General features: G+C 56.6%; 12 protein-coding genes. 7 read left to right on the forward strand and 5 right to left on the reverse strand.

What is annotated here, in order from left to right:
* Positions 1–86: 86 nt before the first annotated feature.
* Complete coding sequence (locus DESAC_RS06210) at positions 87–857, forward strand: ABC transporter ATP-binding protein (RefSeq protein ID WP_013706221.1); 771 nt, start codon at positions 87–89, stop codon at positions 855–857.
* Positions 844–1,551 (forward strand): ABC transporter ATP-binding protein, encoded by a 708-nt coding sequence (locus DESAC_RS06215; protein ID WP_041283835.1) that lies wholly within the window; start codon positions 844–846, stop codon positions 1,549–1,551. The genes DESAC_RS06210 and DESAC_RS06215 overlap by 14 nt, the downstream gene beginning before the upstream one ends.
* Before the next feature lie 133 nt (positions 1,552–1,684).
* Here the strand turns inward: DESAC_RS06215 and DESAC_RS06220 are convergent, their stop codons facing one another.
* From DESAC_RS06220 to DESAC_RS06230, 3 genes are all read right to left on the reverse strand, one after another.
* Positions 1,685–2,761: a phosphatase domain-containing putative toxin gene (locus DESAC_RS06220; RefSeq protein ID WP_148231197.1), complete on the reverse strand. Its 1,077-nt coding sequence runs from the start codon at positions 2,759–2,761 to the stop codon at positions 1,685–1,687.
* Between the two features lie 169 nt (positions 2,762–2,930).
* The gene (locus tag DESAC_RS06225; RefSeq protein WP_013706224.1) at positions 2,931–3,122 is read right to left on the reverse strand and encodes a ferredoxin; all 192 of its coding nucleotides are present in this window, start codon (positions 3,120–3,122) and stop codon (positions 2,931–2,933) included.
* Positions 3,123–3,126: 4 nt separating this feature from the next.
* Complete coding sequence (locus DESAC_RS06230; RefSeq protein ID WP_148231199.1) at positions 3,127–3,963, reverse strand: class I SAM-dependent methyltransferase; 837 nt, start codon at positions 3,961–3,963, stop codon at positions 3,127–3,129.
* Between the two features lie 721 nt (positions 3,964–4,684).
* Here DESAC_RS06230 and DESAC_RS06235 point away from each other — a divergent pair.
* Together DESAC_RS06235 and DESAC_RS06240 are read left to right on the forward strand one after the other, a co-directional pair.
* The gene (locus tag DESAC_RS06235; RefSeq protein WP_013706226.1) at positions 4,685–6,406 is read left to right on the forward strand and encodes a YcaO-like family protein; all 1,722 of its coding nucleotides are present in this window, start codon (positions 4,685–4,687) and stop codon (positions 6,404–6,406) included.
* Between the two features lie 283 nt (positions 6,407–6,689).
* On the forward strand, positions 6,690–7,718 hold the full coding sequence (locus tag DESAC_RS06240; protein WP_013706227.1) for a hypothetical protein: 1,029 nt from the start codon (positions 6,690–6,692) through the stop codon (positions 7,716–7,718).
* 27 nt (positions 7,719–7,745) lie between these two features.
* Here DESAC_RS06240 and DESAC_RS06245 read toward each other — a convergent pair whose 3' ends face one another.
* On the reverse strand, positions 7,746–8,870 hold the full coding sequence (locus DESAC_RS06245; protein WP_013706228.1) for a Clp1/GlmU family protein: 1,125 nt from the start codon (positions 8,868–8,870) through the stop codon (positions 7,746–7,748).
* 11 nt (positions 8,871–8,881) lie between these two features.
* Positions 8,882–9,526 (reverse strand): nitroreductase, encoded by a 645-nt coding sequence (locus tag DESAC_RS06250; protein ID WP_013706229.1) that lies wholly within the window; start codon positions 9,524–9,526, stop codon positions 8,882–8,884.
* Positions 9,527–9,951: 425 nt separating this feature from the next.
* Between DESAC_RS06250 and DESAC_RS06255 the strand changes: the two genes are divergently transcribed.
* Genes DESAC_RS06255 through lpxB form a run of 3 tightly spaced genes read left to right on the forward strand, consistent with a single transcriptional unit; the run spans position 9,952 to position 12,482 of the window.
* Complete coding sequence (locus DESAC_RS06255) at positions 9,952–10,356, forward strand: DUF3568 family protein (RefSeq protein ID WP_013706230.1); 405 nt, start codon at positions 9,952–9,954, stop codon at positions 10,354–10,356.
* A gap of 45 nt (positions 10,357–10,401) precedes the next feature.
* Positions 10,402–11,346: a Gfo/Idh/MocA family protein gene (locus DESAC_RS06260; RefSeq protein ID WP_013706231.1), complete on the forward strand. Its 945-nt coding sequence runs from the start codon at positions 10,402–10,404 to the stop codon at positions 11,344–11,346.
* Positions 11,343–12,482 carry a lipid-A-disaccharide synthase gene (gene lpxB, locus DESAC_RS06265; protein ID WP_013706232.1) on the forward strand — a complete coding sequence of 380 codons (1,140 nt, stop codon included), beginning with the start codon at positions 11,343–11,345 and terminating at the stop codon, positions 12,480–12,482. The genes DESAC_RS06260 and lpxB overlap by 4 nt, the downstream gene beginning before the upstream one ends.
* Positions 12,483–12,647 lie beyond the last annotated feature (165 nt).

Raw genomic sequence — 12,647 nt, forward strand, 5'->3', positions numbered from 1 at the left:
CCATGGTTGGCGGTCGTTTCGCCGATAATGAAAATTACGGAAGTTTTTAACCGGCAACCGGAAAGTTGAAACCGGAAACCTTACCAGTGTCTATTCTGGAGATCAAAGACCTGCAGATGCGCTTTGGCGGGCTGATGGCCCTGGCCGATTTCACCCTTAAGTTGCCGCCGGGGGAACTGCATGGCCTCATCGGTCCCAACGGTGCTGGCAAGACCACGGTTTTCAACCTTCTCAGCGGTTTTTACCGGCCTACCGCCGGGGAGATCATTTTCCAGGGTGCGTCGATCCTCGGTCTGCCGCCGCAGGTCGTAGTGCGACGGGGCATCGCCCGCACCTTCCAGAATATCAAGCTTTTTCAAGAACTTTCGGTACTGGACAACGTCCGGATAGCCTTTCACTGTCGCCGTCGGACTCATCTCTGGCAAGCGGTGCTGCGCCTCCCGTGTTTTCTGGCGGAAGAGAGGTCTTTCCGAGGTCAGTCCATGGAGGTCTTAACGGCATTACAATTAGCTGATGTTGCTGAAGATAAAGCTGGCCAGCTACCTTATGGCCGCCAGCGCCGCCTGGAAATTGCCCGGGCCCTGGCGACGGCTCCCAAATTGCTGCTGTTGGATGAACCGGCGGCGGGGTTGAACCCCCATGAATCTGCCGAGCTCATGGGGCTCCTGCTTGATCTGCAGCAGCGTTATAACCTGTCCATTCTGTTGATTGAACACGACATGAAGTTTTTGATGCCTATCTGCCAACGGCTGACGGTGCTGGACCATGGTTTGATCATTGCTCAGGGTCCGCCAGCCGCGGTGCGGTCCGACCGGCGTGTCATTCAGGCCTATCTGGGGGAGGATGCGGGTGCTTGAGATTGCCAACCTCTCTGTGGCTTACGGTCCTATTCCGGCCCTGGATAATGTCACCCTGGCGGTGGGCACCGGCCGGATTGTGGCTCTCATCGGGGCCAACGGGGCCGGTAAGTCAACGCTGATGCGGACCGTCAGCGGATTGCAGCGCCCGCAGGCGGGGACCATTCTCTTTGCCGGCCAATATATACAAGGGGCCGCGCCGCATGACATCGTGCGTCGGGGGGTGGCTCTCTGTCCGGAGGGACGACGCGTCTTTCCGCACCTGACGGTGAGGGAAAACCTCGTTTTAGGGGGATATCACCGTCCGAAGCGGGAGTTGGAGGGCGATTTAGTTAGGGTCTATCAGCTCTTTCCCCGCCTTGGGGAGCGCCTGAGGCAGAGGGCGGGGGGCCTGAGCGGCGGCGAACAACAGATGCTGGCCTTGGGGCGGGCGCTGATGTCCCGTCCTCGACTACTGTTGTTGGATGAGCCTTCCCTCGGGTTGGCACCGCTCCTCGTGCAGGAAGTTTTTAAAATGCTGGCGCAGATTAACCGCGAGGGAACAACTATGCTGCTGGTAGAGCAGAACGCCGTGGCGGCCCTGCGTCTGGCCCACTATGGCTATCTGCTGGAGAACGGGCGCATTATCTTGGAGGGGCCGAGCAACCGCCTCCTGAATGACCCGATGGTGCAGGCTGCTTATCTGGGTGGTTAATCTCTGGTTCGAAATACTGAACAAGATGAGCCTCTTCCTGACCCTCTTCCCATAAGCTAATCATTACCCACAAATCAGGGTTATAGGGCGGGCCGTGCCCGCCGTCATCAAAGGCCTGCACTTGGAAATATCATCAAGAAGTTATAGGGCGAGCCGTGCCCGCCGTTATCTGATGAAAGAAGATCTGGGCGAACCTGCCTGAGACCACCTCAAGTAACAGAAAAGATAAGGGCTTGGCCTCGGGAAAGCAGGAGGTGAAGGCAAAATAGACCTGGCGGGAGAGATTGTCCAAGGCCTCAGACAGGCCACTCAGGAGAACACCCTGTTTCTCGGGGGGCAGGTCGAAGAGCCGACAGGCCAGGGGGCGGTGCGGGAAGATCAGGCAGCGCTGGCGTTCGTTCAGCGGACATAAGAGGTTAGCTCTCGTGTAGGCCTCAGCCAACCGGTCATCGCCACAATCCTCCATCGTTGACTGCATCTCCTTGGCCATCCGCCTCGCTTCGGCGGCGCGGTGAACGGCATTCTGGCGCTCCACCCGACTCAAAGTGGCGTTGATCATGTGGTTGAGGTAGACCGCTTCAATAAACGGTACAACCACCGGGTTGTAACAGCAGGCTATATGCTCCCGACCGCACCGGGAATGACAGTCTGCCTCAAGCAGATGACGGTCCACTTCTTGCGCGAGCCTCTCGTAGTCGGCAAAAAACGGGAAGAGATCCACCAAATGTTTGGTTTCCAGAGAAGGCTCGCGGATGGTCAGCGGCTTTTCTTTTTTGCCATACTTCCGGATAAACCACCACTGATCAAAATTCGCCGGTTTGGATTTCAGGCCTTTGAGTCTCTTGCCTGCCAGTTTGTGTCCCAGGCCTTTGCGGAGCAGAAAGGCATTTACTACCGTACCGGTGCGGCCGATGCCAAAGCGGCAGTGGATCAATACCTTTTTCCCTAAATAGAGGCACTCATCCAGCCAGTCCAGGGCTTTTTCCAGTTCTTGCAGGTCTGGCGTTTCTTCATCGGGGATAGGAAAATAATATACCTCAAATCCGGCATTGGCCTCAATCCAGTGCAGATCACAGAACTCGGCGCAGAGGTTCATGATGGCGCCGATGCCCTGCCCTTTAAGCTGTTCTAAGGCCTCGTACGACATAGGGGCCTGCCCCACGGCCAGGCTGTTGGTCACCCAATCAATCAGATACGGTTTTACGCTCATAGCCATATGGTAAGTTGGAAAATAAGTTTCTGGTTTTCGGTTTCCGGCCAAAAATTAAGTTCTGCACTGGCGAGAGAATCATATCGTTTTGCCATGCAGCGGCTGTTTTATCAGAAGATCGGTAGCGCAGACCTCCGGGTCTACGCTAAGAGAAATCAGAGGCGTTTATCTACTCCCAGTCGATGCAGTGGACCGGGCAGATGTCGATGGCCTCCTGAATCTTTTCCTCCGACGCCCCTTCCGGATGCATGACCATGGCCCAACCGAGGGATTCGTTGAGGACGAAGACCCCTGGACAGACCTCGGCGCAGGCGCCGCAAAAAATGCAGTCTTCCTCGTGAATGACGGGTGTGCGAGACATATTGTCATCTCTCTGACGCCATAATAGTTTGGGGCATCTTGTCGTGCAGATCCGAGAGGCGGGAGACGCTCTGTCTTCTCGCCCTACGATCTCTTATTTCTGCAATTTTCCTAAAAATCTGGCTGGCGGCGCCGAAAAACACCGTCACGTCCTGGCGTTGGCGTCCCGAGCGTCCCACCCCGAAGCGGGACAGAAAAGGGGTCGAGCGATGCCGGAAGCGATGCCAATCTGCCGGATCGCCGGTGCAGCCGCCGCCCGCCTCTCCGATGAACACGACATACCGCACCGAGGCGCAATGACAGAAGGGAGCGATAGATTGGCCAGGCGGCGGCCAGGCAGACAATACCAGGTCCGGCCAAAAGGCCTCAACCTCGGCAAAGGCGTCTCCGGTCACTACCACAGGATGGCGCGGCAGGCCGCTCTCGAATTCTCCCTGGGCGCAATCGATAGCCTGAAAGTCGATCCCCTGTCGGGATAACCACGGTGCTAAGACTGCTGCCAGGTAGCCCCGGCCGGCCCCGGCCTCCAGGACGCGCCGGACCCGCAAGAGCTGCACAAAACGGCAAAAGGTGCCAACCCATTCCCGCGAGGGGAAAAAATAAATTCCCGTCGTCTGGGACAGGGCAGTTAGGACTGTTTCTTCCTGTTCACCGGGTGGTGCCAGGCGGCGCCAGGTCTCCTCGGTCAACAGACAATCCCACGGGTCCACGCCTGATTCGGGGAGGCGGATGAGGGTGTGGGCGGTCTCTTGAAACCGGCGGCGCTCCCGCCAGGTAGCTTGGGCGGAGCACCATCGGGGGTCCAGAACACTCTGAACCGATGGCATCGGGACTGGTAGCATAGTTAATTTTCGCGTCTGGTGGATCAAATCACAAAAGAAAAATTTTTTCCGGCAGAATATTTCTTTTTAGTCCCGAATGCTGTGTGCTGAGGAGAGACGTTTCATACCTTCCCTGAGAATGCCTTCTTTGACAGGCCGCTCTCCTAGTTCATATCCCGTAGACGGCGGGCGCGGCCCGCCCTATTAAGTAAGTTGCCCGTAGACGGCGGGCGCGGCCGGCCCTATTAAGTAAATTGCCCGTAGACGGCGGGCGCGGCCCGCCCTATTGAGTAAATTGCCAGTAAAATATCGATAATGGGATAGGGCGGCCCATGGCCGCCGCTGATGTTTAACTACCACGGTTCTGTTTTCATATTTCGTGGTGTTCCTCAGAACATGCCGATTTTTATAAAAATAGGGTAAGAGGTAAGAGGTAAGAGGTAAGAGGTGAGAGGTGAGAGGTGAGAGGTGAGGACAATCCCGTGAAAATCGATTGTTTTTATGCTCCGTGGTGATTTTTAAACCTGAAAACTAATATTCTGAGAGCGCGTCGGGCGATGTTGCAGGCGGCCGCGGCGCCCAAGAGATAAAAAAGGCAGGTTGAGGAAATATCGGATAATCTGAGATAAGCAATCAGCCGCAGAACCGAAAATTCCGGCATAAAAAACTATCAACCCGTGCAAGCGGCATGTTATGATTATCAAGTATAATAGATAATTGCCCAAACGAGGAAAGCAACGCCATGACTGAGACATTCCTGCTGCAAGACTGCTATAAACAGTACTCTTATGATCTGGACAAGGTCTGTCCTCCGGAAGAAACTGTGGCCCGGGTGAAGTATCGGTTCAAGCAGCTTAACCTGGACCTGTTGAAAAATACGCTGCGCATCGACAGCGGCCGTTTGGGTATTCCAGTCTACGTCAGCCTCTGTGGCGTCGACGCCGTGCGCACGATCGGAACCCAGAAACAGATGGGCAAAGGTTCCACGCCGGAGCAGGCTGAAGCCAGCGCCCTGATGGAATTAGTGGAGCGCTTCAGCTTTTTTTCTTTCATGCATCAGGCTGATTTCCTCTATGCCACTCCTAACAGTTTAGGACCGGAGTCGGTTTCCTTCAAAACCTTGGCCAGGTCATTGTTTGATGTCAGTGAAGAAGCCGAACAGGTTAAAGCTATCTACCGGGACTGGCCCCTGCATTTTACTTCTGCCGTCAGTCTGACGTATGGCCATCCGGTGTTGCTGCCAATCCACTGGTTTTATCTCATCAATGAATACAACGGTCCGGCGGCTGGAAATACCCTGGAGGAGGCCGTGCTCCAGGGTTTATGTGAAGTGGTGGAGCGGCACGTCGGTTCGGTGATCAGCCATGGGCGGTTGTTTACGCCGGTCATTGATCCGGCCTCGGTACAGGACCCGGCAGCGGTGGAATTGCTGGAAAAATTCCGGCGTCAGGGAATCGTGATACACCTCAGGGATTTTTCCCTCGATACCGGCATCCCCACCGTAGGGGTGCTGGCCTACGATCCGGCTACCTTTCCCGAAGCCAGTGAGATTATCTTTACCGCCGGGACCACGCCTGATCCGGAAAAATCTCTCGTTCGGGCCTTAACCGAAGTGGCGCAATTGGCCGGGGATTTTAACAAACGCACCTCCTACCGCCCGACGCTGCCCAAGTATGAGAATCTCACCGAGGCCTCTTATCTTACGGCGCCGGGGCCGATGCGTCCTATCCGCTCCCTGCCGCAGTTGGCAGATGACAATATCAAAGTTGAGATTGAACGCTGTGTCGCCACTTTGACCAGGCTCGGATTGGAAGTCCTGGTGGTGGACGTCACCCACCCGCAGATTCGCATCCCGGTGGTGTATGTCATTGCGCCCGGAGCTCATTTCCTGGAGCGCACCCGTCAGACCAATGTCATCTTTCATCTGGCCAAATTGGCCAGCCGCTACGCTGAGCCTGAGGATGCGATGCAGGCTCTGACCCGCTTGCACGAGCGGTTTCCAGGGCGTTTTGACGTGCTGTTCTTCCTCGGTCTGACCATGGATACTTTGGGTCGGACCGCAGAGGCGCTGTCATATTTTGCAGCATCGCTCCAGGCGTACCCGCCCGCCCACGAGATTGCCAGCATCTACGTTCATATCGGTTCCTGCCGCAAGGATCTCGGAGACTATTCCGGGGCCGTTACTGCCTTAAAACAGGCCCAGGCGGCCAATGATCAACTGAAGGAAGTCTACCACCTGTTGGGATTTTGCTATTTCAAGCTGAAGGAGCACCAAAGGGCGGTAGAGTGTTTTGAAAAGGCGATCGAACTAGACCCCGGCTCCGGCATCGACTATGCCAATCTAGGCATCAACCTGCGGGAACTGGGATTCCGCCAGGAGGCGGCCCACCTGCTGCAAATGGCCTTGGATCTCGATCCTTCCCTGGATTTCGCCCGTCTGGCTTTGGAAAAGCTGGCGGAATGAGCCGCCAGGAAGATCCGGTCCGGCTCAGCCCTGGTTTCCACTATTTCTCTGGTAATTGCCATTGCCTAGCGGCCACCCGGGAACCACGGAAATGGTTTCCTGGCGTGCAGGCGTCCAGCCGGAATAAAAAAATTCGTAATACTTCAGCTATCTGAGATAATAGATCAGGAACATGGTTGGCGGTGCCCACCCTACAGCACCACAGCATCGACAGACCCGTCTGTAGGGGCGAATCTGGTATTCGCCCCAAGCAACTCGAAGCTTATTTTCTTGGTAACGATATATGTCCGAACACTGGTTGTGGTTGCTCATAGGGGGCGTGGTCTGCTTGTGGTTGGGGTCGCTGCTGGCAGTGCGCGCCTGGACCAAAAAGAGGCTCCTGCAGACCCTGGCAATGGAAGAGGTAGAGAAGGATGACGTTTCCCTGCCGTTTGCCGCTGATCGCCCCGAAGACCGAGAAGCGAGGGAAGTTGTCCGTCGTTATCGCCGTCGCTATTTCCTTAATATCTGGCCCGATACCGAGTTTTCCTTCAAGAGTATCACCGGTATGGCGTTGGAACTGGTCCAGGAGATTGCCCAGGTCTATCATCCTGAGGACGAGCGGCCGGAACTCCACGCCTCTTTGGATGACCTCATCGGCTTGCAGAGCCGCATTGCCAACCGGCTTCGATCTCTGCTAGACACCCTTCCCCTCAGGGCCATGAAAGGCGTAGAACTGCAGACCATCCTGTTTTATCACGGTCTCTACAAAAAGATGGCGAGCCATCCGGGATATGTCTTCTTAAAACGCCATCATTTGGACAAGGTGGCCCGCTATGCCTGGATGCTGAAAAACATTGCCAGTCCCTGGTATTGGGGCCGGCGGGCGGCCTACGCCAGCGGCAAGGAGGTCCTGGCCCGATTTTTTCTGGCCCGTATGGCAACCATTATCGGGGTAGAGGCCATCCGCCTCTACAGCGGCCGGACTCCGGGGGCCGAAAAATGGCGGCCGTATCAATTAGCTATGCACGAGATGGTGCATCTGGCGTCGGCAAACGGACACGCGGGCGCCGAGGCCATGAGATTTATCCTCCGGTTTATCCTGAGCAGCCGGGACCTGCCGGAGCCGGTGAAACTGGCCCTGGTGGAAGAATTAAGCCGTGCAGAAACCAAAAAACCGGTGGATTTGGCGGGTCTGACGGTGTCGGAGCGGACTCAGGTCAAGCGCTGGCTGAAGAAGTTTATTGTGAGGGTGCTGCCGGGTAGTAGGCAGAAACAGGCTCTTCAGGAAATCCACCACCGCCTGGAACAGGCCGGCAACGATTCCGGGTGACTTAAGGAATGGTGGGCAGTGCCCACCCTACGCGCCGACAGGCCCATCCGCAGGGGCGAATCGTGTATTCGCCCCAAACAACTCCTGGCCGTCCGGAGATAAGCGCATCTTACCCAAACGACAGAACTTTACTTGGGAGAGACGGTCGGCCGGTAGAGGGGTTACTATTCCCAAGAACTGGTGATTCCAGGGGGATGGCGGGAGCAGTCCCAAAGCCAGGGTCAGCAGGTGGCGATCCAGCAGCCCGACCAGGCGATATTCCAACTGCCGCCACTGGGCCCAATAAATCTTTTTCTGGCCCAGTTCTGCTTCGGTCGCAGCCAGATCCGACTCGGTTAACCTCCGGTCCACAAGCACTATGAAACCCTGGGCGACCTCCTCGGCGCGGAGCACCGGGGTATGATTGAGAATCTGGCCGAGCCATTGCTGAGATGCGGCTGGCAGGAGGCGTCCCTGGCCGAAAGGAAAACCCAGCCAGGCCAGGTGCTCAAGCGGGAAGTGGCGGAGGCGGGCGGTTTGGAAGTATGCCGCAAATCGTTCCTGGCGGTAGAGACGCCGCTGCTGAAAGGGCTTCGGCTGCGCCTGGGCGGAGACCGGCAGGGTTAGTACCGCCTCTGGCCGGAAACGCTGTAGGGGAGCCAGGATAGATGCCAACTCCTGTTCCTGTTGCAGACCTATGACCAGACGGGGTGTCAGGGACTCTGCCTTGGCCAACTTCAGCCGATGGGCCGCCGGACCGCCAATGAAACCGCTGGTGTTGACAATGATGCGATACTGCCCGCGCCGGCGGGCGATGTCGGCCAAGTGGCGCAGACCAACGACTAGTTCCATCATTCTACCAGGCGGAGAGGTCTGACCGATAAAATAGAGAACATCGGGAAAAAGACCCGAGTCATCAGGGGGGCGGGGAGGATAAAAGTTGAGGCCCAGAGTGGCGGGGGGACCTAAATGAGACTGGCCCAGATCGCCGTCAATAAAGGCCGCCGGTCTGCTTTCCGCCCGGGCCCGGCCGAGGAGATAGCGGCAGAAGGTGCTCTTGCCCCGGTCCGGGCCTCCCAAGATCATGATGACGCCGTCAATTGCCAAGGCCCGGTCGGCGGCCGTTTCCCAGCCCGAGGGCAGATCGATGGCGAGGGTCGAACTCGTGTTCAAGGAAGGACGCCCTAATCGATCCAGGTGAGAAATTCGGCTGCGTCTTCCCGGCTGGCGGAGTGGTCAAATAAAGGACTCGTACGGTCCGGAATCCCCAAGGCTATGGTTGTTATGAGATTGACGCTCTCGGGCAATTGCAGTTCCTGCCGGATCAGGTCCTGATACCACAGCACGAGGCCGATGACACAGGTGCTCAGCCCCTGCGCCTCGGCCATTAAGAGAAGATTTTGCGCCGCCGCCCCTACGTCAAACAAACGATCCGGCGACAGCCGGCGATCCAGAGCAAGCAAGATGACTGCCGGAGCGCCATAAAAATTAAGACTGCCGCGTATCAGATCGAAAGTCGGCTCATGCACGGCGGCAGGTGCCAAGGACTCAGTAAAGCGGCGCGCCCGAGCCTGGTAAGGCTCCGGAAGCTCGATGGCCGGAAGCTGTCTCCCCTGAGCCAGGTCCTGCTCGTATCGGGTCAGCAGACTGTGGGCCAGGCGGGCGCGGGCCTTGCCGGTAACTACGATGAACTGCCAGGGCTGGATATTGCGCGCCGAAGGGGCCTGAATGGCGGCGCCAATAAGCTGCATCAGCGTCTTTTTGGGAATCGGCGCCGGGGTGAAGGCCCGAATGCTGCGGCGGCGGTAGATTACCTCCTTCACTTCCATGCTGTACCTCCTCGTTTCACGAAATCAGCACCATAACCGGGGTGTTGGGTTTTCACCCGAGCAATAGGATATACGAGACTTCCGAGTTTGGGGTTTTGAGAGAAAATCATGATAGCCGCATCTATTGGACCAAGGAGAAAAATATTACCTTTCAATCTCGTAACTTAAAACCTAGAGCTTGAGACTTGAGACTTGAAACTCGGAACTCTACTAAGATACAGTAACATTTTACTTTTTAAAAGGGGGCGCGGGAGGAATTTTGCTAACCAAGTTCTGACTCAAAAACAATCCGCTGTTCACCTTCCGAATTATACCATATTCGGAGGTGGGTCATTGTTATCCAGACGGATGCGAAATATATTGACACACCTGAGAAATCGTGGGATAAATCCGGCAAATAGACCAGCATGTGAGGTATGGAAGCTATGGCGAAACGATGCTTAAAAGGGATTGTGGGGTTAATACTCGGTCTGGGGCTTTTGGTCGGCTGCGTTGAGACCGCTCTGCTTGGGGTTGGAGCTTCGGCCGCTCTGGGTGGCTATAAATGGATTGAAGGCACGATGGTGCGGGACTACCCCCGGTCATTGCCGGAGATGTGGCAGGCTTGTCAAACTGCCGTACAACACTTTCGGATGAAGTTGACTGAAAAAAAATACTCCCCCATGACGGCGGATATCAGCGCCGTGGAGCAGGATGGGACCGAGGTGAAGATTAACCTCACGGCCCAGCCCAATAATATCACCACCGTCGGCGTCCGTTTCGGCATGATGGGCAATGCCGAAGCCTCGCAGATGTTTCATACCCAACTAGCCAAAGAACTCGGCCTCTAAGACCGTCACTCAAAGAAAACTCAGACTTGGGCGGTGTTTCTGGAAATGGGAAAGATTAAGGCGGGCGTAATCGGCGTCGGGTATTTAGGCCGTTTTCACGCCCAAAAATATGCAGCTCTGGAAGATGCCGAGCTAATCGGGGTCGTTGACCTCGATGCTCGACGGGCCTGGCAGGTGGCTGACGAATGCCAGACGCAGGCATTCACGGACTTTCGGGAGTTATTGCCTCTAGTGCAGGTGGTAAGCGTGGCGGCGCCGACGATCAGGCACTACGAGCTAGTGCAGGAGTGTTTGCGTCATAACATCGATGTCTTGGCGGAGAAGCCGCTGGCCACTACCGTTGCCGAAGCCGAAGAATTGGTCCAACTAGCCAGACAAAAGGGGAGAATCCTCCAGGTGGGCCACCTGGAGCGGTTTAATCCGGCCACGGAGGAACTGACCCGGCGGGTGCGCGACCCCAGGTTTATCGAAATCCACCGGCTGGCCTTTTTCAAGGAGCGGGGGACGGATGTGGACGTGGTCCGGGATCTGATGATTCATGATCTCGACCTGATTCTCTCCCTGGTCCCCGGGAAAGTCAGAGAAATCCGGGCGGCGGGGGTTTCGGTGCTGACCGATTCCATCGATCTGGCCAACGCCCGGCTGGAGTTTGACTCCGGCTGTATCGCCAATCTTACGGCTAGTCGTATCTCTGTCAAGAGTATGCGGAAATTCCGCCTTTTTCAGCCGCATACCTATCTATCGGTAGATTTTGAGACTCGGGAGCTGATGGTGGTGGAACAGACCGGTCAACCCGGCGGAATCTTGCCGGGTATCCATCTGGAGACGCTGAAATTTCCGCCGGCAGATCCACTCATGAAGGAGATAGCGGCCTTTCTGGAGGCGGTGGTGACGCGCCGGGAACCGGTGGTCAGCGGTGAGGCCGGGAAAGAGGCCCTGGCCCTGGCTCTGGACATCAATACAGCAATGCGTCAGGCGCATCTGCGATGACTGCTCCGAAGATCATGGTCGTGGCCGGGGAGGCGTCGGGAGACAGCCATGCCGCCCGCCTGGTGCAGGCGATCCGGGAACGCTGCCCCGAAGCCGAGTTCTATGGCATCGGTGGCGAGGCTTTGGCGGGACAGGGAATGCAACTGGCCTGCCGGGCCGAAACCCTGGCAGTTATCGGTCTGACCGAGGTCTTTGAGAAGATTCCGGCTGTTTGGCAGGCTCTCAGAACCCTGTGGCGCTATCTCCGGCAGGAGCGGCCCCAGTTAGTTATTCTGGTAGATTTTCCGGATTTCAATTTTCTGGTGGCCCGCCTGGCCAAGTGGTGCCGGGTGCCGGTGATGTATTACATCAGCCCCCAGGTCTGGGCCTGGCGGCAATCTCGAGTGCGCACCATTTCCCGGTTGGTCTCCCGGATGGTGGTGATCTTTCCTTTTGAAGAAGAGTTTTACCGCCTGCACGGGGTATCGGTGAGTTATGTCGGACACCCCTTGGTTGAAACTTTGCCGAAGCTCCCCCCTCGGGCGGAGTGTCGGCGGCTGCTCGGCCTCAATCCCCAGGACCTGGCCGTGGCGCTGCTGCCGGGAAGCCGGGCCGGAGAAATCGCCCAGTTGCTGCCTGACATGCTGAGCAGCGCTTTCCAGCTTCAAGAAAAACTGCCCCGCTGTCGATTCCTCCTGCCGCTGGCGCCTACCGTGCCGCCGGCCTTGGTGCAGCAACCGCTCTGTCATGCCCAGATACCGGTAGATCTGCACGAGGGGAGGACCTTCGAAGTACTGGCTGCGGCTGATATTGCCCTGGTCGCCTCGGGTACGGCCACCCTCGAGACGGCCCTCTCGGGGACTCCCATGGTCATCGTGTACCGCTTGGCTCCACTGACCTATTATGTCGGCCGTCTCCTGATCCGGGTGCCCCATATCGGCATAGTGAATCTATTAGCCGCAGAGGGACTGTTCCCGGAATTAATCCAACACGAGGTTACCCCGGCAAATATAACCGCTGCGGCTTTGAAGCTTATCTGCGAACCGGAGCAGATAACCCGGATCAGCACCGGTATTAGAAAAATCTGGCACCGCCTCGGCGGTCCGGGCGCCTCGGGGCGGGCTGCCGCAGTGGCCTTGGAATTACTAAGAAAATAAGTTTTGAGTTTTTGAGCTAATCAGAAAATATCTTCTGCTCAGGCTGGAAACCGGTGCCACCGGCATCGGATATTCAAAAAGTATTGTAAAATAAACCTTCCCGGTTTTGCCTCTCCGCCGATTCTCTGGTATATACAGGTAGAATAACTAGTATGTCCTTGACCT

The sequence above is a fragment of the Desulfobacca acetoxidans DSM 11109 genome (genome assembly GCF_000195295.1).
Classification (GTDB): domain Bacteria; phylum Desulfobacterota; class Desulfobaccia; order Desulfobaccales; family Desulfobaccaceae; genus Desulfobacca; species Desulfobacca acetoxidans.